Raw genomic sequence first — 22,520 nt, 5'->3', positions numbered from 1 at the left:
TATGAGGGCCACCATCTGGCACAACCCCCGCTGCTCCAAATCGCGCGCCGCGCTCGCGATTCTTGAGGGTACGCCGGGCGTTGAGGTCGAGATAGTGGAGTATCTAAAGACCCCGCCCAGCCGCGCCGAAATCGAAGCGGTGCTGGCAAAGGCGGGCGTCCGTCCTTCTGAGGCGCTCCGCAAGGGCGAAGCCGTGGTGAAGGAAATCGGCCTCTACGTGACGGACGACAAGGCCGTCCTCGACGCCATGGCGCAACACCCGATCCTGATCGAACGCGCCATCGTCATCACGGAAAAAGGCGCCGTCATCGCCCGCCCACCCGAACGCGCAACCGAAGTCCTCTAACCCCACCCAATCCTCATCGTCACCCCGGGCTTGACCCGGGGTCCCGCTTCTTCTTCAAGAGCGCACCGCATGGATCGCGAAAGAAAAGGCGGCTGGGTCTACATCATGTCCAACCGCTATCGCGGCACGCTGTACGTCGGCATAACTTCGGACCTCCCTTCCCGCATCCACCAGCACCGCTCCGGCACCGGCTCCGACTTCTGCGCCCGCTACGGCCTCACCCGCCTCGTCTGGGCCGAACGCAGCGATGACATCGCCGCCTGCATCGAACATGAAAAGCGCCTCAAACGCTGGCGGCGAGAATGGAAATACGACCTGATCGAGCGCGCCAATCCCGACTGGCGGGACCTATTCAACCTGCTGGCATGAAAAGGCAGCGGGACCCCGGGTCAAGCCCCGGGGTGACGAGATGGGTGGTTAGGGGAACGTCAGGTTATAAGGTGGCAACGGGGCAAAGCTGACGCTACCATCCTATAATGGATTTCTCGGGCCTCCTTATAATCCCCCTCGCTGCAATAATCACTGCGGCGTGGATCGTTGGCGCTGCCGTTATGTCGAAGCGAGGCCCCGGTTTCCGCGCGCCATTCCTCCTCTCTTATGGGCTGAGCGTCATTTTCATGGAGCCGTGGAAGATAGCGTCTTGGGAGCATGTCGGCATGTTTGCGGTCATGCTTGCTATACTCGCCCTGTGGGTAGCATTCGGATGTCTTGTAGGCGGTTTGCCTGCTGCTTTGATCACTACCGTGGTGGGCAAGCTACGACAGCGCTTCAAATGACAGCGGACCGGCTTCTGTCAGCTTGCGGTCAATTGAAGTCGGATGGCCAATGAAGCTCGTTTAACGACGCGCTCTCCAGTTCGGCACCCCGGACGTGACCCTAGGTCCCGCTTCCTCCTCCCGATCGGCGCCAGAGAAAAAAGAGATGGGTCAGGGCCGGGGTGACGAATAACGACGCGAAAATATCGACCGTTACCCAACGACCACAGTAATCTCAAAAACCATCCTATTTCTCCAACACCGCGCGATTTCACCCTGTCCTATTCCGCATCGGCGCGCTTATCCTCGATCCCTCTTTGAAACGTCCGGCACATGCGCCCTCGCGCACACGCGCGCTCAGGCTCGCGTGCGCATATGGTGTGAACTTCGGCGGAAAACCGCCATTTTTCGCCACTCCGTTAGCCAGTCCGCAAAAGCAGCTCCTATTTTCATCTGCCCCTCCGGACAGCGTGCCCAATCATGGGGACGGCCATCTCAACCAACCCCACTGGAGCCACCCAGCATTACCCGCTATCCCCTGCGCCCATGGCCCAGAATCATCTCTACCTCGTCGACGGCAGCGGCTACATCTTCCGCGCCTATCACCAGCTTCCGCCGCTCACCAACAAGCATGGTCAGCCCGTCGGCGCGGTCTATGGCTACACCACGATGCTCTGGAAGCTGGCCGAGGAACTGGGCAAGGCGGAAGGCCCGACCCATCTCGCGGTGGTACTGGACAAGGGCAGCCACACCTTCCGCAACGACATGTACGACCAGTATAAGGCGAACCGTCCGCCCGCGCCGGAGGATCTGGTCCCGCAATTTCCGATGATCCGCGACGCGACCCGCGCCTTCTCCCTCCCCTGCATCGAGGAAGCGGGCTTCGAAGCTGACGACATCATCGCCAGCTACACCAAAGCCGCTGTCGCAGCGGGCTGGCACGTCACCATCGTCAGTTCCGACAAGGACCTGATGCAGCTTATCCAACCCGGCGTCGACATGTACGACACGATGAAGAATGAGCGGCGCGGCGCCGACTATGTGATGACGAAGTTCGGCGTCCAGCCGGAGCAGCTGGGCGACGTTCTCGCGCTGATGGGCGACAGCGTCGACAATGTCCCCGGCATCCCCGGCATCGGCCCCAAGACCGCCGCCAAGCTGATCAGCGAATATGGCGGGTTGGAAGCCGCGCTTGAGGCCGCGCCTTCGATGAAGAAGTCGAAGATGCAGGAAAATCTCATCGCCCATGCGGACATGGCACGCCTGTCGCGCAGGCTGGTGGCACTGCACGACGGCATGGACCTGCCCGAACCGCTGGAAGACCTGACGCTAAAGGGCATTCCGCCTGAACCGCTCCAGACCTTCCTGGAACATCACGGCTTCAAGTCGCTCCTGACCCGCCTCGGCGCGCCCGCCGCCGCCGTCGCGGTCGCGACCGCCGCGCTCGCCGTTACGGAAAGCACGCCCCCGTCCGCCCCGGTCCTCGAAGAAGAGCCGCCGATCGACCGCAGCCTCTATGAAACGGTGGTGACGGAAGACGCGCTCGATCGCTGGATCGCCGCCGCCCATGCCGAGGGTTTCGTCGCCGTCGATACCGAAACGGACATGCTCGACTGCGTATCCTGCGCGCTCGTCGGGGTGAGCCTGGCCGTCGGGCCGAACGCGGCCTGCTACATCCCGGTGGGTCATGGCGGGAAGGACATGTTCGCGGAGAAGCCCGAACAGCTTGCCAAGGACCTCGTCCTTGCAAAGCTCAAGCCGCTGCTCGAAGACGACAGCGTCCTCAAGATCGGCCAGAACCTCAAATATGACCTGACCGTGATGCGCCGCCACGGCATCGAAATCGCACCCTTTGACGACACCATCGTCATGAGCTTCGACCTCGACGCGGGACAAAGTCTCGCAGGTCACGGCATGGACGAAGCGGCCAAGGTCCACCTCAATCACATCTGCATCAGCTTCAAGGATGTATGCGGCACCGGCAAGAGCCAGATCAGCTTCGCCGAAGTCCCGCTCGACAAGGCGACCGAATATGCCGCCGAGGACGCCGACGTCACGCTGCGCCTGTGGAAGATCTACAAGAACCGCATCGCCAATGAAGGCGCGACCCGCGTCTATGAACTGGTGGACCGCCCGCTTGTCTCCGTCATCGCGAAGATGGAGCATGAAGGCATCAAGGTCGATCGCGAAGCCCTCTCCCGCCTCTCCGCCGAATTCACCGCCGAAATCGCCAAGCTGGAAGGCGAAATCCACGCCATTGCGGGCCAGCCTTTCGCCATCGGATCGACCCAGCAACTGGGCGCGATCCTGTTCGACAAGATGGGCTACAAGGGTGGCAAGAAGGGCAAGTCGGGCGCCTATTCCACCGACGTCACCATCCTTGAGCAATTGAAGGCCCAAGGCGCGGAAATCGCCGGAAAGATTTTGGACTGGCGCCAACTGTCCAAGCTCAAATCGACCTACACCGACGCGCTCCAGGCCCAGATCAACAGGGACAGCGCCCGCGTCCACACCAGCTATTCACTGTCCGGCGCGCAGACAGGCCGCCTGTCCTCGACCGATCCCAACCTGCAAAACATCCCGATCCGCACCGAAGTGGGCCGCCAGATCCGCCACGCCTTCGTCGCCGAACCGGGCAACGTCATCCTGGCGGCAGACTACAGCCAGATCGAACTGCGCCTCGCCGCCCATATCGCCGATGTCCCGGCGCTCCGAGAAGCCTTCCTTGCAGGCGAAGACATTCACGCCGCCACGGCCCAGCAGCTGTTCGGTGAAGTGAACCGCGACACGCGCGGTCGAGCCAAGACGATCAACTTCGCCATCCTCTACGGCATTTCCCGCTGGGGCCTCGCCGGACGGCTGGAGATCAGCGCCGACGAAGCGCAGGACATGATCAGCCGCTATTATGAGCGCTTCCCCGGGATCAGCCTCTACATCACCGAAACCCTCGAAAAGGCGCGCGCGCGCGGCTACACTGAAACGCTCTTTGGCCGCAAAACCTGGTTTCCGCGCATCAAGGCACCGATCCAGCACGAGCGCCAGGGCGCCGAACGCGCCGCCATCAACGCCCCCATCCAAGGCACCAGCGCCGACATCATCAAGCGCGCCATGGCCCGCATGGGACCTGCGTTGGCGGCGCAAGGGCTGCCCAATGTGAAGATGCTGCTCCAGGTCCATGACGAACTGGTCTTCGAACTACCGGAAGCGGACGTGGAACAGGCAAGCACCGTCATCCGCCACGTCATGGAAACCGCCGCCGAACCGATCGTGAAGCTCAGCGTGCCGCTAGGCGTTGAAATCGGTCACGGCCCAAGCTGGGGAGCGGCGCACTGATATTTCGCGCAGAGGCGCAGAGGGCGCAGAAGCTGGCTAAGGCGCGAGTTTTCTGGTTCACGCGGAGGTGTCGCGCTGAGAGGCGAAGCCATATCGCCAAATCGGCAGTCCCACCTAGCTGGACATTGATAAGACAGAGGCTGCGCCGCCTTTTTCTCCGCGCCTCCGCGTGAACTAAATCGTCTTTGCGCCCTCTGCGCCCCTGCGCGAATCAAAAAGCCATCAATTCCGTGCGTACCGATCCTCGTATCGCACGATGTCATCTTCACCCACATAAGAGCCAGTCTGCACCTCGATAAACACCATCGGGATGCGGCCCGGATTTTCGATCCGGTGAACGGCGCCTACCGGCACATATACGGACTGGTTCTCCGACAGCAGCTGAACGTCTTCGCCCACCGTCACCTTGGCCGTCCCCTCGACGACGATCCAATGTTCCGATCGATGGAAATGGCTTTGCAGGCTGAGCGAGGCGCCAGGCAGAACTGTGATGCGCTTCACTTGGAAGCGCGAGCCGACGACTAGGCTCTCATACCAGCCCCACGGCCTATGATCCTTCGGGAAAGCCTCCGCCTGCGGCGCGCCCTTGCCCTGCAGCGCCTCCACGACCAGCTTCACATCCTGCGTGCGCGATTTGTCGGCGATCAGCACCGCATCGTTCATAGCCACCGCCACGATATTGTTGAGACCGAGCCCGACCAGTTCCAACCCCTCGCTCTCCGACCGCAGCAATGTGTCGCGGCAATCCAGCGCCGTCGCAGCGCCCGATAGCGCCACGCCATTCTCATCCGGCTGCGAATGGCTCCACACCGCATCCCAGCCGCCAAGGTCGGACCATTCCGCATCGAACGGCACGACCGAGAGATTGTCGGCCCGCTCCATGATCGCATAGTCGATGGCGACGCTTTCCGCCTGCCCCCAAGGCTCTGCAGCCAATCGAAGGAAGCCGAGATCGCTCTCCGCCTGCTCAACGGCAGCTCGCACAGCCGACAGGATCGCAGGCGCATATTGCTCGAAAGCGGCGATCAGGTCCTTTGCGGCAAAGAGGAAGATGCCCGCATTCCACAGATAATCGCCCGTCGCCAGCATCTCTTCAGCCCGCGCCGCATTGGGCTTTTCGACGAAACTGGCGAGCTTGATCGGCGAACCAGAACCATCGGGCTTGTTCTGTGCCTGAAGATAGCCATAGCCTGTTTCCGGTCGCGCCGGCTTGATCCCGAAGGTGACGAGGTCGCCCGCCTGCGCCGCGCCCAGCCCCTTGCCCACGGCTGCATGAAATGCTGCGACATCCGGCACGACATGGTCGGACGGCGCAACCAGCATGATCGCGTCCGGCTTGCGCGCCACCAGATGCAGCGCGGCAGCCAGGATAGCGGGCGCGGTGTTGCGCCCTTCCGGCTCGATCAGGATCGCCTGCGGGTCAATATTTTCCTTCGCCAGCTGCTCGGCAATGATGAAGCGGAACAGCGAATTGGTAAGGACCAGCGGCCGGTCAAAGGAAAATCGCTCGGCCTTGCCAGAAAGACGCCGCGCGACCGACTGGAACAATGTCGTCTCGCCCAGCAGCGGCACGAATTGTTTGGGATAGGATTTGCGCGACAGCGGCCAGAGCCGAGTACCCGACCCTCCCGCAAGAATGACGGGCGTGACCTCGACATGAGGCGCGTTGCTTGTCGACATGAAATCCTGGCCGCGAAGTGGAACTGAGGCAAAGCTCTAAAGGATCAGCGGCCAGAGGCAAGCGCTTCAAAAAAGGGACGGCACGATGGCCGTCCTAGTCGAACAGTTCTTCCAGGAAGCTCTTCTTGCGCTTCTTTTGATAATATCGGCCCTCGTCGCGATAATCGCGATCCGGCCGATAGGGAACCTGCTGAGGCGCCGGGGTTGCGGCAGAGCCTGACCGCTCGATGATCTTGTCGAGTTCGCCCCGGTCCAGCCACACGCCGCGGCATTGCGGGCAATAATCAATCTCTACCCCCTGCCGATCCGTCATCGAAAGTCCGACATGACAGACCGGGCAGAGCATGGCCGACACGGCTTCGGGAGTGCGCATCATTATTCCCGTTCACCGGTCAGGCTAAGCAGCATCTGGAACAGGTTCACGAAGTTCAGGTACAACGACAGCGCACCCATGACCTGCATCTTCTGCGCCACTTCATGGCCAGCATAGGCAAAATATTCGGACTTGATCCGCTGCACGTCCCACGCCGTCAGACCGGTGAAGACCACGACGCCGATGATCGAGATCACCATCTGCATGGCCGACGAGCCAATAAAGATGTTGATGAGGCTGGCGACCAATATGCCGATCAGACCCATGATCAGGAATGAGCCCATTTTCGACAAGTCACGCCCGGTGGTATAGCCCCACAACGCCATGGCGAGGAACATCACCGCCGCCGAGAAGAAGGCCTGCGCGATGCTCGCCCCGGTGAAGACCAGGAAGATGCTGGCCAGCGACACGCCCATGACGGCGGAAAAGGCCCAGAAGGCCATCCGCGCGCCAGCCGTCGTCATCTTTTCGATGCGAAAGCTGAAGAAGAACACGAACGCCAGCGGTGCGAAGATCGCCACCCATTTGAGCGGCGTGTTGAAAATCGCGGCGGCCAGCGCGGGCGTACTGCCGATGAAGGCAGCGACCAGGCCAGTGATGACCAGGCCGATCCCCATATTACGGAAGACGCCCAGCATGTGACTGCGCAGCCCGGCGTCACGTTGCGCCGCCTGCGTCGTCCCATAAGTCGGTGTACGAACGGGATTGTTCACGGCGTTAAAACTCCATCCTTCAACAACAAACATCATGTGGATCGAGTGGCTCGGCGCGGTCTTCGTGAGGCTAGAGGGGGGACAGCCCCACGAACCTGCACCGAGCGCACTCGATGCGGTCCGACATCACAGCTGGATCAACTCCAACCGCCAGAGGGGCCCGGCCCGCACAAGCAATATCGGAAGTAGAACGCAGGAACGCAACCCATCGGCCCGCCAGCAACAATTTGTTACAAGTCCACGCGAGAGTTGACGGGTCAGTTGAACCGCCGCATGGCTTCGCTCCATGAGCGACCAGTTCACCCCTGCCGAGCAGCATGCCGACGCGCCCTTGCGCCTCTTCAACAGCCTGACCCGTACGGTCGAACCTTTCGCTCCGATCGACGCGAACCACGCGAACCACGCGCGCGTCTACAGCTGCGGCCCTACCGTCTATAATTATGCCCATCTCGGCAATCTTCGCGCCTATGTCTTCACCGACACGCTGCGTCGCACGCTGCTGTGGAAGGGCCTGGACGTCACTCACATCATCAACATCACCGACGTCGGCCACCTGACCAGCGACGCCGACGCGGGTGATGACAAGATGGAGGCCGCCGCCCGTGCCCAGGCGAAGAGCATCTGGGACATAGCGGCCCATTATACCGACGCCTTCAAGCAAAATATCGCGGACCTCAACATCATGGCACCCAGCGAATGGACTGTCGCGACCGACTATGTCCCGCAGATGATCGAGTTCGCGAAGAAGATCGCGCCAACGCACTGCTACGAGCTGGAAAGCGGCCTCTATTTCGACAGCAGCACCGTTCCCGACTATGGCGCACTGGCGGGCGGGCGGGACGATGCTGCCCACGCCCGCATCGATCCGGTAGCGGGCAAGCGCAACCCGTCGGACTTCGCCATCTGGCGTAAGTCCCCACCGGGCGACCAGCGCCAGATGGAATGGGATTCCCCTTGGGGCAAGGGCGCGCCAGGATGGCATCTCGAATGCTCGGTCATGAGCGAGGCGCGCCTTGGTCATCCGTTCGACATTCACACCGGCGGCATTGACCATCGGGAAATTCACCATCCCAACGAGATCGCGCAGAATCAGGCTTATTGCGGCTGCAGCGATGCGCAACCCGGCTTCACCGGTGCGCGCTGGTGGATGCACAACAATTTTCTCGTCGATCGCCAAGGCAAGATGAGCAAGTCGAAGGGCGGCTTCACCACCCTCTTCTCGCTGATCGACGCGGGCGTGCATCCGCTCGCCTACCGCCTGCTGTGCCTCGGCGCCCATTATCGCAGCGAGCTGGAGTTCAGCGCCGAAAGCGTCGGCGCGGCGCTGACCCGGCTCAAACGTCTGATCATGGCCGTAGAGGGGCTGAAAAGCCGCGCCGAAGGCGTAACCTGGCAGTCGCCCCGCCTCGATTACCTTCGCGCCAACCTTCACCCCAAGCTCGCGCCGCTGCTCGAACAGTTCGACGCCGCGATCAGCGACGACCTGATGACCCCGCGCGCTCTACCACTGCTGGAAGAGGCGATTGCCATCAAGAAGGTGCCGGTCGATGAGAAGCTGTGCCTGATCGCCGCGTTCGATCAGGCGTTGGGGCTCAACCTCCTTCAACTGAGCCGCGCGGACCTTCGGATCATGCCCAAGGACGCGGAAACGACGCCCGCCGAGGTGGAGGCGGAACTCGACCGTCGCCAGAATGCTCGTGCGGAAAAGGATTTCGCCCTGTCGGACCAAATCAGGGATGCTCTCATCGAACGTGGCATCGACGTCATGGACGGTGACCCGCAGCGCTGGGAATGGCGGCCAAGGCTAGGGTAAATCCTTTATTTACCATATGTTACGGTTTCGTAATAATGCGCCAGTCCGTGTCGCGCGCGCGCCTGCCCGGCTGGACAGACCAGTGCAGGAAGCGCACCATCCGCTCATGAAATGGCACATTCTGACAGCTCTGCTCCTGTTCGGGAGCCCGGTGGCCACTCCGCCTGCCGTCGCCCAGCATTTCATGTTCGAAACCGGCACCACGCTGCGCGCAAAGTGCCGCAACAAGGCGCCGGAATATGCGCTGGCCTGCACCGCGTACATCGTCGGCGCGGTGGACGGCATCAAGAAGGACGTGTTCATTGGTCGCGCCCAGCCTAATTGCTGGCCTGACCGGATGCTGGCGGAAGAAGTGCGACGCATCGTCGTCGCCTATCTTGAACGCTATCCCGACCAGCGCAACGCCCCGGCCTCGGTCATCGTCAGTATCGCGCTGAACGAGCATTATCCTTGCAAGAAGTGAAGCGGCGGAACTTGGTTCGCGCAGCACGTCGACAATCCGCTGCACCTGAAACCCGCCTTCTCCGCGCCGCATCCCGGATGGGGATGGTATAAACTTGCTTTGATTCCTACATGGGCGTAGGGGCGACCACTATTTTTAGCATTGGGAGACATGACGTGACGGCGAAGTGGACGCCGGAAAGCTGGCGGGAACATAAGGGCATTCAGATGCCCTTCTATCGTGACGCACAGGCGCTGGCCGCCGTAGAAGGTCAGCTCAGCCAGTTTCCCCCGCTCGTCTTTGCCGGCGAAGCGCGCAACCTGAAGGCTGAACTCGCCAAGGTCACGACCGGCGAGGCATTCCTGCTGCAAGGCGGCGACTGCGCCGAAAGCTTCGCGGAGTTCCACCCGAACAACATCCGCGATACGTTCCGCGTGCTGTTGCAGATGGCGGTGGTGCTGACCTTCGCGTCCAAGCTGCCGATCGTGAAGGTCGGCCGCATGGCGGGCCAGTTCGCCAAGCCGCGCTCGGCCGACACGGAAACGATCGGTGGCGTGGAATTGCCCAGCTATCGCGGCGACAATGTCAACGACATCGCGTTCACGCCGGAATCGCGCGAGCCCGATGCCCAGCGCATGATCCGCGCCTACAACCAGTCGGCCGCGACGCTCAATCTGCTGCGCGCCTTCTCGACCGGCGGCTATGCCAGCCTGGATCGCGTGCATGGCTGGATGCTGGATTTCATGGGCCGCAGCCCGCTCGCGGCGAAGTTCGACGCTGTGGCCGACCAGATCGGCGCGGCGCTCGACTTCATGCGCGCCTGCGGCCTGTCGCCGGAGACTGTGCCGCAGCTTGGCGGAACCAGCTTCTACACCAGCCATGAAGCGCTGCTCCTCCCCTATGAAGAGGCGCTGACCCGTCAGGATTCGCTGACCGGCGATTGGTACGACACGTCGGCGCACATGCTCTGGATCGGCGACCGCACGCGGTTCGAAGGTTCAGCGCATGTCGAATATCTGCGCGGCATCGGCAATCCGATCGGCATGAAATGCGGCCCGAGCCTTGAGCCCGACGCGCTGATCCGCCTTCTCGACGTGCTGAACCCGACGCGGGAAGCCGGGCGCATCACGCTCATCACGCGCTATGGTCATGACAAGATCGAGGCGGGCCTGCCCAAGCTGGTCCGCGCGGTGATGCGCGAAGGCCATCCGGTCGTCTGGTCCTGCGACCCGATGCACGGCAACGTGATCAAGGCGGCCAATGGTTACAAGACGCGGCCGTTCGACCGCATTCTGGCCGAGGTGCGCGGCTTCTTCGCCGTGCATCGCGCCGAGGGCAGCTTTGGCGGCGGCATCCATGCCGAAATGACCGGGCAGAATGTGACGGAATGCACCGGCGGCGCCATCGCCATCACGGACGAGGGCCTTGCCGATCGCTACCACACCCATTGCGACCCGCGCCTCAACGCAGCGCAGAGCCTGGAACTGGCCTTCCTGCTCGCGGAGATGCTGAACGAGGAACTGAAGGAACGCCGCGCGGCGGCTTGATCCTTCAGAACGATCGAAGAGAATCCCGCCGGATATTTCCGGCGGGATTTTTCATGGGCCTTCCCCGCCGAGGACACGGGAAAACCAATCCTGTCACGACAGCGTCATTAACTTATGATTGTCCGCTTGCTTTGGCGGGTCAAAGCCGTAGCTTTCACCCCATGGCAAAGGAACCGGCATTGGCGACCATCGCCGTCTACAGCCTCAAAGGTGGCGTTGGCAAAACCACCTTCGCGATCAATCTGGCTTGGGCATCTGCATCCATCTCTCGGCGGCGGACGTTGCTGTGGGACCTTGATCCACAGGCTGCCGCCAGCTGGCTCATCTCCACTGACAAGCAGAGCCGTGACGCGGCGCAAGCGATCTTCAGCAAGGATGTGGAGGTGCGCAAGCTCATCCAGCCTTCGACCGTACCCGGCCTCGACCTGATCGCCGCCGACACCTCTCTGCGCAGCCTCGACCACCTCTTTCGCGAGATGGACAAGAAGAAGCGGCTCGCAAAGCTGATTGAAAATCTGGGCAAGGATTATGACCGCATCATCCTGGATTGCCCACCCGGCCTCACTGAAACCAGCGAACAGGTACTGCGTGCCGCCGACATGATCGTGATTCCGGTCATCCCCTCGCCCCTGTCGCAACGCGCAATGGGCGAAGTAGCGCGCTACCTCGTCCAGCGCGGCGGATCGCATCCACCGATCCTGCCCGTCTATTCCATGGTCGACCGCCGCCGCGCACTTCACCGCAAGGCGCTGGAGGAACAGCCCGGCTGGCCCGCTGTCCCGATGGCCAGCATGGTCGAACAGATGACGGTGCAAAGAAAGCCGCTCGGCGCATTCGCGGCGTCGTCACCCCCAGCGCAGGCTTTCGCGAGTCTGTGGACGACAATCGAGCGGCAGGTGTTGAAAGATCAAAAGAGCGGGTAAGAACCACCCCCAACCCGTTCGGGCTGAGCTTGTCGAAGCCCTCTACTTCCCTTTATTATAGGAGAACCCTTCGACAGGCTCAGGCCGAACGGAATAAAACCATTCCAATAGCACCATCAAGCCGCGATATCGTAGGGCCTTATCTCACCCGTCAGATACAGGTTCCGCGCCTTCGACCGGCTCAATTTGCCCGAGCTTGTCCTCGGCAAGGTACGCGGCGGCACCAGCTCCACGACACAGTTCATACCGGTGATCGCCCGCACCCGCTCGCGGATCTGGTCACGAAGCCGCGTACGCTCGTCATTGTCTGACGTGCGGCAATGCACGAGCACCGCAGGCGCTTCCTCGCCACCCGGCGTGGTGATCGCGAAGGCCGCGATGTCGCCCTGCTTGAAACCAGGCAACTGCTCAACGGCCCACTCAATATCCTGCGGCCAGTGATTCTTGCCGTTGATGATGATCATGTCCTTGGCGCGGCCGACAATGTAGAGATAGCCGTCGCTCAGATAGCCCATGTCGCCGGTGTCGAGCCAACCATCCGCCATGCAGGCGTCGGTAGCCTCCTGATCGCGGAAATAGCCCACCATCAGCGATGGGCCGGTAGTCCAGACCTTGCCGATCTGCCGCTCGTTTAGCAACCCGCCGTCCTCGTCACGAATTTCCACGATCATGTCGCGCGCGGGCTTGCCGCAATTGACAATCGAACGGAAGCGCTGTGGGCGGCCTTCGGTCGCATCGCCGCCAGACAGGTCCGTTTCCTCGACCAGCTCGACGATGATACCCTCACCCGGCGGCATGATGGTGACAGCGAGCGTCGCTTCGGCCAGACCATAGCTCGGCAGGAAAGCCTTGGGCGAGAAACCCGCATCAGCGAAGGCGTCGACGAAGCTTTGCATCACATCGGGGCGGATCATGTCCGCGCCATTGCCCGCCAGCCGCCAGCGCGACAGGTCGAACCGATCCTGCGCCTTCGTCTGGCTCGACATGCGCCGCGCGCAAATGTCGTAGCCGAAGGTCGGAGAATAGCTGATCGATGTGCCTTCGTTGCGGCTGATGAGGTCCAGCCACGCCAGCGGACGGCGGGCAAAATCCTCGGTCTTCATATAATCGGTCGACACCTGGTTAGCGACGACCGACAGGAAGCAGCCGACCAAACCCATGTCATGATACCAGGGCAGCCAGCTGATGCAGCGATCGCTGTCCTGCACCTGCATGCCATGGCTGTGCGCGGCGAGGTTGCTGAGCAGCGCATGGTGCGTCACGGCGACGCCATGGGGGAAGCGGGTCGAACCGCTCGAATATTGCAGATAGGCGATTTCCTCGCCCTTCGCCTGCGGCAGTTCAACGGGGACCACCTCCCGCGCGATGAAGTCCTCGAAAGAGATGCTCTCGACGTTCTTCTGACGGCCTGACTCACCCGCCATCTCTTCCAGCTCCTTGGGGAAGAGGAACAGCATCGGATCACAGCTATCCAATTGGACATTCAGCTGGTCGATATAGCTTTCCTTGCCGCCAAAGCTGGTGGGCAGCGGCAGCGGCACCGGCCACGCACCGGCATAGATGATGCCGAAGAACAGTTGCGCGAAGTCCGTACCCGTTTCGGCCACTAGAGCCACGCGATGCTCCGGCTTCACACCATGGGCGATCAGGCGGTGGGCGCATGCGATGGCATCGGCGCGCAGTTCGGCAAAGGGATAGGGTCGCGCCAGATTGCCGCGCGCATCATGAAAATTCAGCCCGCGCTGCCCCTGCGCCGCATAGTCGAGCGCCTCGCCCAGCGTCTCGAAATCCGAGAAGCGCCGGGGAAGGACGTCATTGGTCGGCGTAGGAGCCATCATGCTTTGCGAACCCGTCATATTGGTTTCACCCAATTTCAATCTTGTCATCCGGGCGCGCCGCTATCATCTTTGAAGCGACAATGCACCGGATAGTTGCATTCCAGCTTGGCCTTCTACAGCATGAGGCGCGGTAAAATTCCGGCCCCACTGTGGCATAATCAAGGCGCCCGTCGCATAAGCCATTGCCATGAAGGCACTCACATGACCGGCAAACGCCCCCGACCGCCGCTGGATGGCGATAGCCTGCGCGACCTGGCCCTGCGCTATGTCGGCCGTTTCGCGACGAGCCAAGCGAAGCTGCTCGTTTATCTCAACCGCAAGTTGCAGGAACGCGGATGGGCTGGCAAAGGTCCGCCCGCGCCGGAACGGCTTGTCGAGCGGCTGGCCGAACTGCGCTATGTCGATGATCGCAGCTTTGCCGTCATGAAAAGCGCGGCGCTCACCCGTCGCGGCTATGGCGCACGCCGCGTTGCGCAGACCCTGCGCGCCGATGGCATAGCGGACACTGATCGCGCGGAAGCAGACGCTCAGGTCAATAACGATAGCTGGGCTGCGGCCGATCGTTTCGCCCGCCGCAAACGCCTCGGCCCCTATGCCACGGCAGCAACCGATCCTAAGCAGCGAGAAAAGGCTATTGCCGCTTTCCTGCGCGCAGGCCACAGTTTCGACACTGCCCGTCGCTGGACGGACGCTGCTCCAGGCGAACCGCCAGAACCCGACCAGTGACGGCGCGCCATAGGGCCTCGGAAAATCTGTGGCGCCACTACTCCCGGATAGGCTAGCACAACAGGATGCGGATCGCCTTTCCCTTCCTGGTCGCGGTTTTAGCCGCCTGTTCTCCCACTCAGCCCAAGGCGGAAAAGACCGCCAGCCCTACAAGCCAGCAGACCAATCTGCTCCCCCTTGAAATCCGTACAGACTCGGGCAGGCACCGTTTTGCGGTGGAAACCGCCATCACCGAAAAGGAGCAGGAAAAGGGCCTGATGTTCCGCAAGTCCCTGGATGCAAATAGCGGCATGCTCTTTCCCATGTCGCCGCCCCGCACCGCCAGCTTCTGGATGAAGGACACGCTGATCCCGCTCGACATGCTCTTCATCCGTACCGACGGGGTGATCGCCTTCATCGCCGCCAATGCCGCACCCTTTTCACGCGTGCCGGTTTCTGCTGGCGTTCCCGTGGCGGCCGTCCTTGAACTGCGCGGCGGGCGCGCGGCTGAACTCGGCATCGCCGAGGGCGACAGTGTATCTTGGGGCAGTTGCGTCGATCCTGCGGTCAAAAGCCCCGCCAACCTCGATTTCTGCCCACCGCGCACCCGCTGACGCCATATCCGCCTTGCCAATCCCCCACAGCAGGCGCTAAGCGCTTGCCCCATGGGAATCCTGGCCAAGATCTTCACATGGTGGAATGGCGCGACCATCGGCACCGCACTTTATACCTCCCGCAAGGGCAAGAAAGTGGGCGAGGACCATCAGGGCAATGTCTATTATGAAGGCGGCACGGACGTGCACGGCCACACCCGCCGCTGGGTAATCTACAACGGCAATAACGACGCTAGCCGCGTGCCTGCGGAATGGCATGGGTGGCTGCATCACACGATCGAAGGAACGCCGGAAAGCTTCCTCCCCCCGCCCCGTATCTGGGAACGGGATTTCACGCCCAACGCGACTGGCACCCCCAATGCTTACCGGCCCACGGGTGCGCTGGAAAAGGGTGCGCAGCGCCAGCGCGCGACCGGCGATTATGAAGCGTGGAGTCCCGACGCATCATGACCCTGCGCCCGGCGGGGACGGTCCTGCCGATCCTGCCCCTCGCCCTGCTGCTGTCGCTTGCTGCCTGCGGCGGCGATGAACTCCCCACTGCGAACCAGACCGGCCCCGTGAAGATCGAGGGGCAAAAGATTCGCAATGGCGATTCTTCGGCCCTGCCCGGCACGCCCATGGCGGATCGCGTCGCGGTGATCGGCCTGCTCAACAAGCGCAACGGCATCACCACTGACCTCACGATGAAGCCCGGGGACGCCTTACGCGTAGGCGATGCGATCGTCCGCCTGCAAGCGTGTGAGACGACTGCTCCTTGGGAAAATGTTCAGGAAACCGGCGCTTTCGTTCAACTCGACGTGCGCAGCACCGCCGACAATAAATGGCGCCGCAACTTTTCGGGCTGGCTGTTCAAGGAACGGCCCGACCGCAACGTGGTGCAGCATCCGATCTACGATGTGTGGGTAAGAAGCTGCACGATGTCCTGGCCGGAAAGCGGCCCCGACACGGTGAAGCTTGGTGGCAAAGGCGAACCCCCATCGGACGCGTCTCCGCCGAGCGGCGCAAATGCCAGTTCGGCCCAGCCCCCCGAACCCCCGGCCAATGCCGAAGAACGGCCCGCGCCTAGCGGCACATCGCCCAGCGCACCTGCCAACAGCCCCAGATAATCCTTCTGGCTGATTTCTATCGCGCCCAATGACCGAAGATGGTCGGTCATGAATTGGCAGTCGAGCAAGGTGAAGCCTGAAAAGAGCATGCGGGCGGTGAGCCAAGCCAGAGCGACCTTTGAAGCATCGGTTTTTCGAGACACCATGCTTTCGCCGAAAAAGGCTTGGCCCAAAGCGACGCCATAGAGGCCGCCCGCCAGCTCCTCGCCATCCCAAACCTCGATCGAATGCGCAAAGCCGATCTCGTGCAGATGCCGGTATGTCTGCTCGATCTCCTTGTTGATCCAGGTCGACGGCCGATCCTCCGCCGCCTGCGCGCATAGCGAGACAATAGCGCCAAAATCGCGGTTGGCAGTCACGCGGAAACGCTCCTGCCGGATCGTCTTGGCCAGCGAATGGGACATGCGAAAGCCATGGAGCGGCATGATCGCTCGCCGCTTGGGCTCAATCCAATAAACCTCCTCCGCATCCCGGTCATCCGACATGGGAAACACGCCGATGGAATAGGCCTGCAGCAGGACCAGAGGATCGATCGTCATTGAATGAAGGCTTAGCGAGACGATGGCACGGACGCCAGAGGGGCTTTGCCGCCTTTCTCAAACGCAAGCCCCCCGCAATGACATCGAGGGTGGTTTGCGGACTGGCAGGTTTTGGCTCGAAATGAAGAGATAGCAGGTAGATTACGCAGCATCTTTACTGCTTCAGGACAATTCAAACCTTCAAGCGCGCTAGCTTACCTTATGAACGCTCCCATTTCTGTCTTTCACGCCGAACCCTACCTTGTACTTGGCCGCCTTCAACACTCCACCCTTGCCATGTTTTGACCTTCAGTCGGTAGAGTGGAAGGACTTTCTGAACGGCATCGTTCCAAGCCTTAAAATCTTTCTCGTCCTTAAATGGGGAACGGGCGATGATTTCACAGCGCTTTAGTTCACCTCGGCGGTCAACATCACAATCAAAAACCGAGTATCGGTAATCATAGCCAGAAATTTTCGGAAGGTATCTTCTCAACTGATCTTCCGAAGGGCGCTTGAGCCAGTCTGGTGTGCCAATGTAGAATGGCTTTATCTCGGGCGGACCGGAAGGTGGGTCTGCCTTGATTATTCCCCCTCTCCGGCGGCGCTCCTCGATGGTTTCGTATACCGGATCAAAGACAACACGGTTCGCCTCTCCCTTACGAAAACGACCAACAACATAGCCGGTTTTCCCGTTTGTTGTGGCCCAGCGGCACCCGCCGCTTTGAGCGCCATCGACAAGAACGTTGATCCAAGAGGCCTTGGATGAGCCTCTGACTACCTTCAGTATTTTGGCCCGGCGGGGAGCGATGCTAGGCCGGACATTTCCTGCACGCGGGAAGTAGACCAGCATGATCGAAGCGTCTTTGGGCAAGCCCTTGGGTAGATCGTAGAACACGACTTCCGATGCTGGCTGAGGAACGCTGCATGCAAATGAATAATTCGGGAGAAGTAGAAATGGAATGAGGAAGCACAAAGCTGTTAATTTCGGCTGCTTGGTCATCTTGCGCTCCCGCATTAAACATCAAGTCCGCTAACCGGAGAAGCCTTTGGTTTCGTTAATGACCGGCTTTGGTCGTCAGCCGACAAGTCCGTCTGTCCCAACCCGTTCGGCGACCTACCCCTCACCCCTCACTTTAAGCGCGAATAAACCGCAGTACCCCTGCCATCCGCGCCCGGCCCTCATTGTCACTCGGATGGTTCTCGCCATCCAGCACGGGCACCTCATCGAAATCGAATGGGCTCATTCCCTCGAGGCAAGCGACATTCACACCATATTCGTTCGCATTGGAGCGGCGCTGGTGGTGCGTGTAGATGCCGCACCGCGAGCAGAAGAAATGCTCCGCCGCTCCCGTATTGAAGCGATAGCTCGTCAGCATATCGGCGCCCCGAACGACATGAAGCCCGTCCAACTTCGCCGTGACAGCTACGGCGCCCCGCATCCGGCAAAATGAGCAGGTGCATCGGCGGGCGCTGTCGAGGCCATTGCTCAGCTCAACCTCGAACCGGACAGCGCCGCAATGACACTGGCCGCCATGTCTGCTTGCATCCGCCATCGCCTGACCTCCCTCGACTTGAACTGAACCATAAACAAAAAGGGCGAGCCTTGCAGCCCGCCCTCTTACCTATCCCACTGGACGGCGCGCGTTAGTAAACGCGCGCCTTGGGCTTGATATATTCGGCCTCATCGGTGAGCGTGTAGTCATGCACCGGGCGGTAATCGAGCGACACCTTGCCGCCCTTGCCACCCCAGCCTTCGAACCAGCTGACGGTGTGCTTCATCCAAGTCTCGTCGTCGCGGTTCGGGAAGTCCTCATGCGCATGGGCGCCGCGGCTTTCCTTGCGGTTTTCCGCGCTGACCATGGTGCAGACCGCCTGAGACATGAGGTTGTCCAGCTCCAGCGTCTCGATGAGGTCGGTGTTCCAGATCAGCGAGCGGTCCGAAACGCCAACGTCCTGCATGCTCGCATTGACCTGCGCCATCTTGGTGACGCCTTCGCTGAGCAGCGCGCTGTCGCGGAAGACGGCGGCATGCTTCTGCATGGTGTGCTGCATTTCGAGGCGAATCTTCGCCGTCGGCGAACCACCCTTAGCGTTGCGATAGTGATCGAGGCGCGACAGCGCCAGATCGGCCGCATCGGCGGGAAGCGGACGATGCGAGCCATTGGGCTTGATCGTTTCCTTGAGGTGCAGGCCGGTAGCGCGGCCGAACACGACAAGGTCGATCAGCGAGTTGGAGCCGAGGCGGTTCGCACCATGCACCGACACGCAGGCCGCTTCGCCGACCGCATAGAGGCCCGGCACCACTACTTCCGGATCGTCGCCGACCTTCGTCACCACCTGACCATGATAGTTACAGGGGATACCGCCCATATTATAGTGGACGGTCGGCGTCACCGGCAGCGGCTGGCGGGTCAGATCGACGCCCGCGAAGATCTTGCCGCTCTCGGTGATGCCCGGCAGACGCTCCGCCAGCACCTTGGGATCGATATGGTCGAGGTGCAGGAAGATGTGGTCCTTGTTCGGACCCACGCCACGCCCTTCGCGCATTTCCATCGCCATAGAGCGCGACACGACGTCACGCGACGCCAGATCCTTTGCCGACGGGGCATAACGCTCCATGAAGCGCTCGCCCTCGGAGTTGGTGAGGTAGCCGCCTTCGCCGCGTGCGCCCTCGGTGATCAGCACGCCCGCGCCATAGATGCCGGTCGGGTGGAACTGCACGAATTCCAGGTCTTGCAAAGGCAGACCAGCGCGCAGCACCATGCCGCCGCCGTCGCCGGTGCAGCTGTGTGCCGAAGTGGCGGAGAAATAGGCACGGCCATAACCGCCGGTCGCCAGCACCACCGCCTTGCTGCGGAAGCGATGGATCGATCCATCCTCCATGCAGATGGCGATCACGCCACGGCATTCCTTGCCGTTCGGGCCGTCCTCCATGATCAGGTCGATGGCGAAATATTCGATGTAGAAGTCCGCGTCATACTTCAGGCTCTGCTGATACAGGGCGTGGAGCATGGCATGGCCGGTACGGTCAGCGGCAGCGCAGGTGCGCTGCACCGGCGGGCCGGCGCCCATATTCTGCATGTGGCCGCCGAACGGACGCTGGTAGATCGTCCCATTCTCGTTACGGCTGAACGGCACGCCGGCATGTTCCAATTCGATCACGGCGGCGGGCGCTTCACGCACCATATATTCGATCGCGTCCTGGTCGCCCAGCCAGTCCGACCCCTTGACGGTGTCGTACATGTGCCAGGTCCAGTGGTCGGGCGAGTTGTTACCCAGGCTCGCCGCGATGCCGCCCTGCGCCGCGACGGTGTGCGAGCGAGTCGGGAACAGCTTGGTGATGCAGGCGGTCTTCAGGCCCGCTTCGGCGCTGCCCATGGTCGCGCGAAGGCCCGAACCGCCAGCGCCCACCACGACCGTGTCGTAGGTGTGATCGATGATCTTGTAGGCTTCGCTCATTACTTGACGATCCCCGTGAAGGCGATCTTGGCGATCGCGAAGATGCCAGCGGCGGCGCCAGCGATGGTGTAGAAGTTCAGCAGCAGGATGCAGAAAAAGTTCAGCCCCTTGTCGTGAACATAATCCTCCAGCATCACCTGCATGCCTAGGCGCAGGTGATAGAAAATGCTGACCAGCATCAGCATCAGCGGCACTGCTACCAGCGGATTGGCGATCCAGTTGCGGACGCTCTCATAATCAAGCCCCGGCAGGCTCACGAGGCTGAAGATCAGCCACAGAACGAGCAGCAGGTTGCCGACAGCGGTGTAACGCTGCGCCAGCCAGTGATGCGCGCCATGCCGCGCCGAGCCCAGGCCACGGACGCGGCCAATTCCGGTTCCCGTACCCATCAGATTTTCCCCGAAAAGATGGTGGCCCACAGCGCCACGGTAGCCAGCGTAGACAACACCGGGATCACCAGCGACCATGTCTTGTTGGTGTTGAGCTCATAGCCCGCACCCATATCCAGCACGAAGTGGCGCAGGCCCGACATCAGATGCTGGAAGAAGAACCAGCTGATGCCGATCATCACCAGATAACCAAGCGGCGAAGTGGCGCATTTGATGAAGGTGGCATAGGCTTCGGGACCGATCGCAGCGGCCATCAACCACCAAACCACGCCCAGAATCCCGACCGTGGCCAGACCGTTGCCGGTCACGCGGTGCAGGATGGAGATGGCCATAGCAGGCCCCCATTTCCAGATCGTCAAATGCGGCGAGAGCGGCCGGCTCGTGGTTCGCGCCATATCTACCTACGTCCCTGATGCTTGTCCCTGATTCCCGTCCCCTTAAGAGCGAACGGTCAAGAGGGCAAGCCGCGCTGGCAGAGGGACCGGGCGATCACGGCTAAGAACTGATTAACCAGATCGCGCTATGACCCGACGGACAAACAAGAGAATTGAGGTTTGCCGCATATGACGTCCGTCGCACCAGCGAAGAGCGCAATGATCGCCAGCATGGCGGAAATAGATCCCACCGGCGAATTGGCCGCGGGGCTTCGCGAGATTCGGGACATGATAGGCGACGGCGCGTCGATCGCGGCCCGTACCTTCTTCGACAGCTACATGGATCAATCTCATCTGCGCAGCGTCTTGGCCGCCTCCACGATCGCCAAGATCGAAACCGAAGCACATGAATATGTGCGGCAGAAGCTCAGCTTCTATGAGGCAGGCAGTTGGGCGGGCAGCTCCATCGCCTGTGTCCGATTGGCCCGCAAACGCGGCTTGCCCCTGGGCCTCGTCCTGACGGCGGTATCGGAAGCCAACAAGCAGTTGACCAACCTCGTCTGGCAAAAGGCGGCGGATGATGCCACCCGCCAGCGCCTTGTAAACATCATCACCATGGTCAGCATGGTCGATGCCAGCATGATGACCAACGCCTTCGCGGGCGACGAGGCAGAAGCGCAGCGCAACGAACGGCAACGCATCGGCACCCTATTCGAACAGCGGATCATGGGTGAGATCGACGGCGCTTCCCAGCTCGGCGAATCGCTGCGTGAACAGGCGAAGGATGCCTCTGCCGCCACACGCGGCATGTTGGGCAAGGCTTCGGAAGTCGCCGCCGCCGCCGAACAATCGGCAATCGCGATGCGTGAAGCAGCCCGCACCTCGGCAGGGCTGATCCGCGCAATCGAGGATGCTCGCACGGAAGTCGAAAGCGCCGCAGATGTTGCGCAGCGTGCCGCCCGACAGTCGGGCGATGCGGTGACGATGTCGGCAACTCTGACTGAGCATGCGAAATCGATCGAGTCGATCCTGGGCCTGATCCGCGACATTGCGGGCCAGACGAACCTGCTCGCCCTCAACGCCACCATCGAAGCGGCGCGCGCGGGCGACGCGGGGCGCGGCTTTGCTGTCGTGGCGCAGGAAGTGAAGAGCCTTGCCAACCAGACGGCGCGTGCGACCGATGAAATCGCGGGCAAGATCGCGGATATTCAGGCTTCGACGCGGCAGTCGGTCGAAACCAATGAACGAATCCGCGATACGGTTGGGGAAGTGCAATCGAGCGCCGATCGCATCCGTCATGCCATGGACGCTCAAGCCCAGACGGTTACCATGATCACCGCCGCTGTCGATGAGACGGCGCTGGCGGCCGACTCCATGTCCAGCACCATTTCCGCCATCCGTCAGGATACGGAAGTCGTTGCTTCCGAAATCGACCAGCTGGAGCGAGGCTTCATGAGCGTGGAGGGCAAGCTTGCCAGCCTGCGTGCCGCATCATCCGATTTTGGACGACAGGTGGCCTGAATTTCACGGAAAAGGCAGCCGGAGAGCGACTGAAGCCCTCACGACTTCCCCTTCCCGCTTGAAGCTTCTAA

General features: G+C 61.5%; 21 protein-coding genes and 1 pseudogene. 12 read left to right on the top strand and 10 right to left on the bottom strand.

Going from position 1 to position 22,520, the window contains the following annotated elements; translation table 11 throughout:
- Nucleotide 1 precedes the first annotated feature (1 nt).
- The 3 genes from arsC to polA all read left to right on the top strand — a co-directional run bounded on the left by arsC (nucleotide 2) and on the right by polA (nucleotide 4,434).
- Nucleotides 2-346 (top strand): arsenate reductase (glutaredoxin), encoded by a 345-nt coding sequence (gene arsC, locus ACZ51H_RS00850; protein WP_464802160.1) that lies wholly within the window; start codon nucleotides 2-4, stop codon nucleotides 344-346.
- A 69-nt stretch (nucleotides 347-415) separates the two neighbouring features.
- On the top strand, nucleotides 416-715 hold the full coding sequence (locus ACZ51H_RS00845; protein ID WP_464802159.1) for a GIY-YIG nuclease family protein: 300 nt from the start codon (nucleotides 416-418) through the stop codon (nucleotides 713-715).
- A gap of 932 nt (nucleotides 716-1,647) precedes the next feature.
- A complete protein-coding gene (polA, locus tag ACZ51H_RS00840) occupies nucleotides 1,648-4,434 on the top strand; it encodes a DNA polymerase I (RefSeq protein ID WP_464802158.1) in 2,787 nt (928 codons plus the stop codon).
- A gap of 222 nt (nucleotides 4,435-4,656) precedes the next feature.
- On the opposite strand, the gene ACZ51H_RS00835 is transcribed toward polA, so the two are convergent.
- The 3 genes from ACZ51H_RS00835 to ACZ51H_RS00825 all read right to left on the bottom strand — a co-directional run bounded on the left by ACZ51H_RS00835 (nucleotide 4,657) and on the right by ACZ51H_RS00825 (nucleotide 7,200).
- On the bottom strand, nucleotides 4,657-6,114 hold the full coding sequence (locus tag ACZ51H_RS00835) for a mannose-1-phosphate guanylyltransferase/mannose-6-phosphate isomerase (RefSeq protein WP_464802157.1): 1,458 nt from the start codon (nucleotides 6,112-6,114) through the stop codon (nucleotides 4,657-4,659).
- Nucleotides 6,115-6,208: 94 nt separating this feature from the next.
- Nucleotides 6,209-6,487, bottom strand: coding sequence for a TFIIB-type zinc ribbon-containing protein (locus ACZ51H_RS00830; protein ID WP_464802156.1), 279 nt, complete (start codon nucleotides 6,485-6,487; stop codon nucleotides 6,209-6,211).
- A 2-nt stretch (nucleotides 6,488-6,489) separates the two neighbouring features.
- On the bottom strand, nucleotides 6,490-7,200 hold the full coding sequence (locus tag ACZ51H_RS00825) for a Bax inhibitor-1/YccA family protein (protein ID WP_464802155.1): 711 nt from the start codon (nucleotides 7,198-7,200) through the stop codon (nucleotides 6,490-6,492).
- A 286-nt stretch (nucleotides 7,201-7,486) separates the two neighbouring features.
- Between ACZ51H_RS00825 and cysS the strand changes: the two genes are divergently transcribed.
- The 4 genes from cysS (at nucleotide 7,487) to ACZ51H_RS00805 (ending at nucleotide 11,925) form a co-directional block, all read left to right on the top strand.
- The gene (cysS, locus tag ACZ51H_RS00820; RefSeq protein WP_464802154.1) at nucleotides 7,487-9,013 is read left to right on the top strand and encodes a cysteine--tRNA ligase; all 1,527 of its coding nucleotides are present in this window, start codon (nucleotides 7,487-7,489) and stop codon (nucleotides 9,011-9,013) included.
- A gap of 184 nt (nucleotides 9,014-9,197) precedes the next feature.
- Nucleotides 9,198-9,476, top strand: a complete 279-nt coding sequence (locus ACZ51H_RS00815; RefSeq protein WP_460988162.1) for a Rap1a/Tai family immunity protein — start codon at nucleotides 9,198-9,200, stop codon at nucleotides 9,474-9,476.
- Between the two features lie 155 nt (nucleotides 9,477-9,631).
- Complete coding sequence (locus tag ACZ51H_RS00810) at nucleotides 9,632-11,002, top strand: class II 3-deoxy-7-phosphoheptulonate synthase (RefSeq protein WP_464802153.1); 1,371 nt, start codon at nucleotides 9,632-9,634, stop codon at nucleotides 11,000-11,002.
- A 161-nt stretch (nucleotides 11,003-11,163) separates the two neighbouring features.
- Nucleotides 11,164-11,925: a ParA family protein gene (locus tag ACZ51H_RS00805; RefSeq protein WP_464802152.1), complete on the top strand. Its 762-nt coding sequence runs from the start codon at nucleotides 11,164-11,166 to the stop codon at nucleotides 11,923-11,925.
- Nucleotides 11,926-12,041: 116 nt separating this feature from the next.
- Here ACZ51H_RS00805 and ACZ51H_RS00800 read toward each other — a convergent pair whose 3' ends face one another.
- Nucleotides 12,042-13,763: a fatty acyl-AMP ligase gene (locus ACZ51H_RS00800; protein WP_464802823.1), complete on the bottom strand. Its 1,722-nt coding sequence runs from the start codon at nucleotides 13,761-13,763 to the stop codon at nucleotides 12,042-12,044.
- 201 nt (nucleotides 13,764-13,964) lie between these two features.
- Between ACZ51H_RS00800 and ACZ51H_RS00795 the strand changes: the two genes are divergently transcribed.
- From ACZ51H_RS00795 to ACZ51H_RS00780, 4 genes and pseudogenes are all read left to right on the top strand, one after another.
- A complete protein-coding gene (locus ACZ51H_RS00795) occupies nucleotides 13,965-14,489 on the top strand; it encodes a regulatory protein RecX (RefSeq protein WP_464802151.1) in 525 nt (174 codons plus the stop codon).
- A 65-nt stretch (nucleotides 14,490-14,554) separates the two neighbouring features.
- Nucleotides 14,555-15,082: a DUF192 domain-containing protein gene (locus tag ACZ51H_RS00790; RefSeq protein WP_464802150.1), complete on the top strand. Its 528-nt coding sequence runs from the start codon at nucleotides 14,555-14,557 to the stop codon at nucleotides 15,080-15,082.
- A 51-nt stretch (nucleotides 15,083-15,133) separates the two neighbouring features.
- Nucleotides 15,134-15,532, top strand: coding sequence for an NADH:ubiquinone oxidoreductase subunit NDUFA12 (locus ACZ51H_RS00785; protein ID WP_460987480.1), 399 nt, complete (start codon nucleotides 15,134-15,136; stop codon nucleotides 15,530-15,532).
- Nucleotides 15,529-15,936, top strand: a pseudogene (locus ACZ51H_RS00780) (DUF2155 domain-containing protein); the annotation flags it as partial. The gene ACZ51H_RS00785 and the pseudogene ACZ51H_RS00780, both read left to right, overlap by 4 nt.
- A gap of 35 nt (nucleotides 15,937-15,971) precedes the next feature.
- On the opposite strand, the gene aat reads toward ACZ51H_RS00780, so the two are convergent.
- The 6 genes from aat to sdhC all read right to left on the bottom strand — a co-directional run bounded on the left by aat (nucleotide 15,972) and on the right by sdhC (nucleotide 20,949).
- Complete coding sequence (gene aat, locus ACZ51H_RS00775) at nucleotides 15,972-16,727, bottom strand: leucyl/phenylalanyl-tRNA--protein transferase (RefSeq protein WP_464802149.1); 756 nt, start codon at nucleotides 16,725-16,727, stop codon at nucleotides 15,972-15,974.
- Nucleotides 16,728-16,926: 199 nt separating this feature from the next.
- Nucleotides 16,927-17,706 carry a hypothetical protein gene (locus ACZ51H_RS00770; protein ID WP_464802148.1) on the bottom strand — a complete coding sequence of 260 codons (780 nt, stop codon included), beginning with the start codon at nucleotides 17,704-17,706 and terminating at the stop codon, nucleotides 16,927-16,929.
- A 133-nt stretch (nucleotides 17,707-17,839) separates the two neighbouring features.
- Entirely contained in the window at nucleotides 17,840-18,259 is a 420-nt protein-coding gene (locus ACZ51H_RS00765) for a GFA family protein (protein WP_464802147.1), read from the bottom strand.
- Nucleotides 18,260-18,350: 91 nt separating this feature from the next.
- Nucleotides 18,351-20,165, bottom strand: coding sequence for a succinate dehydrogenase flavoprotein subunit (gene sdhA / locus ACZ51H_RS00760; RefSeq protein ID WP_464802146.1), 1,815 nt, complete (start codon nucleotides 20,163-20,165; stop codon nucleotides 18,351-18,353).
- The gene (gene sdhD, locus ACZ51H_RS00755) at nucleotides 20,165-20,554 is read right to left on the bottom strand and encodes a succinate dehydrogenase, hydrophobic membrane anchor protein (RefSeq protein ID WP_196225341.1); all 390 of its coding nucleotides are present in this window, start codon (nucleotides 20,552-20,554) and stop codon (nucleotides 20,165-20,167) included. The genes sdhA and sdhD overlap by 1 nt, the downstream gene beginning before the upstream one ends.
- On the bottom strand, nucleotides 20,554-20,949 hold the full coding sequence (gene sdhC, locus ACZ51H_RS00750) for a succinate dehydrogenase, cytochrome b556 subunit (protein WP_460987475.1): 396 nt from the start codon (nucleotides 20,947-20,949) through the stop codon (nucleotides 20,554-20,556). Before sdhC ends, sdhD begins: the two co-directional genes overlap by 1 nt.
- A 168-nt stretch (nucleotides 20,950-21,117) precedes the next feature.
- Here sdhC and ACZ51H_RS00745 point away from each other — a divergent pair, with 168 nt between their 5' ends.
- Nucleotides 21,118-22,449, top strand: coding sequence for a methyl-accepting chemotaxis protein (locus tag ACZ51H_RS00745; RefSeq protein WP_196225339.1), 1,332 nt, complete (start codon nucleotides 21,118-21,120; stop codon nucleotides 22,447-22,449).
- Nucleotides 22,450-22,520 lie beyond the last annotated feature (71 nt).

The sequence above is a fragment of the Sphingobium sp. TomMM15 genome (genome assembly GCF_055397045.1).
This window is presented reverse-complemented; position numbering and strand designations above follow the sequence as displayed.

What these genes read in the sequence shown, in the direction of transcription:
- ACZ51H_RS00835 (WP_464802157.1), bottom strand. Translation starts at nt 6,114, where the DNA reads ATGTCGACAAGCAACGCGCCTCATGTCGAGGTCACGCCCGTCATTCTT.
- ACZ51H_RS00830 (WP_464802156.1), bottom strand. Translation starts at nt 6,487, where the DNA reads ATGCGCACTCCCGAAGCCGTGTCGGCCATGCTCTGCCCGGTCTGTCAT.
- aat (WP_464802149.1), bottom strand. Translation starts at nt 16,727, where the DNA reads ATGACGATCGATCCTCTGGTCCTGCTGCAGGCCTATTCCATCGGCGTG.
- ACZ51H_RS00745 (WP_196225339.1), top strand. Translation starts at nt 21,118, where the DNA reads ATGACGTCCGTCGCACCAGCGAAGAGCGCAATGATCGCCAGCATGGCG.
- sdhD (WP_196225341.1), bottom strand. Translation starts at nt 20,554, where the DNA reads ATGGGTACGGGAACCGGAATTGGCCGCGTCCGTGGCCTGGGCTCGGCG.
- ACZ51H_RS00770 (WP_464802148.1), bottom strand. Translation starts at nt 17,706, where the DNA reads ATGACCAAGCAGCCGAAATTAACAGCTTTGTGCTTCCTCATTCCATTT.
- ACZ51H_RS00785 (WP_460987480.1), top strand. Translation starts at nt 15,134, where the DNA reads ATGGGAATCCTGGCCAAGATCTTCACATGGTGGAATGGCGCGACCATC.
- sdhA (WP_464802146.1), bottom strand. Translation starts at nt 20,165, where the DNA reads ATGAGCGAAGCCTACAAGATCATCGATCACACCTACGACACGGTCGTG.
- ACZ51H_RS00795 (WP_464802151.1), top strand. Translation starts at nt 13,965, where the DNA reads ATGACCGGCAAACGCCCCCGACCGCCGCTGGATGGCGATAGCCTGCGC.
- ACZ51H_RS00800 (WP_464802823.1), bottom strand. Translation starts at nt 13,763, where the DNA reads ATGATGGCTCCTACGCCGACCAATGACGTCCTTCCCCGGCGCTTCTCG.
- cysS (WP_464802154.1), top strand. Translation starts at nt 7,487, where the DNA reads ATGAGCGACCAGTTCACCCCTGCCGAGCAGCATGCCGACGCGCCCTTG.
- ACZ51H_RS00790 (WP_464802150.1), top strand. Translation starts at nt 14,555, where the DNA reads ATGCGGATCGCCTTTCCCTTCCTGGTCGCGGTTTTAGCCGCCTGTTCT.
- ACZ51H_RS00805 (WP_464802152.1), top strand. Translation starts at nt 11,164, where the DNA reads ATGGCAAAGGAACCGGCATTGGCGACCATCGCCGTCTACAGCCTCAAA.
- arsC (WP_464802160.1), top strand. Translation starts at nt 2, where the DNA reads ATGAGGGCCACCATCTGGCACAACCCCCGCTGCTCCAAATCGCGCGCC.
- ACZ51H_RS00845 (WP_464802159.1), top strand. Translation starts at nt 416, where the DNA reads ATGGATCGCGAAAGAAAAGGCGGCTGGGTCTACATCATGTCCAACCGC.
- polA (WP_464802158.1), top strand. Translation starts at nt 1,648, where the DNA reads ATGGCCCAGAATCATCTCTACCTCGTCGACGGCAGCGGCTACATCTTC.
- ACZ51H_RS00815 (WP_460988162.1), top strand. Translation starts at nt 9,198, where the DNA reads ATGTTCGAAACCGGCACCACGCTGCGCGCAAAGTGCCGCAACAAGGCG.
- sdhC (WP_460987475.1), bottom strand. Translation starts at nt 20,949, where the DNA reads ATGGCGCGAACCACGAGCCGGCCGCTCTCGCCGCATTTGACGATCTGG.
- ACZ51H_RS00765 (WP_464802147.1), bottom strand. Translation starts at nt 18,259, where the DNA reads ATGGCGGATGCAAGCAGACATGGCGGCCAGTGTCATTGCGGCGCTGTC.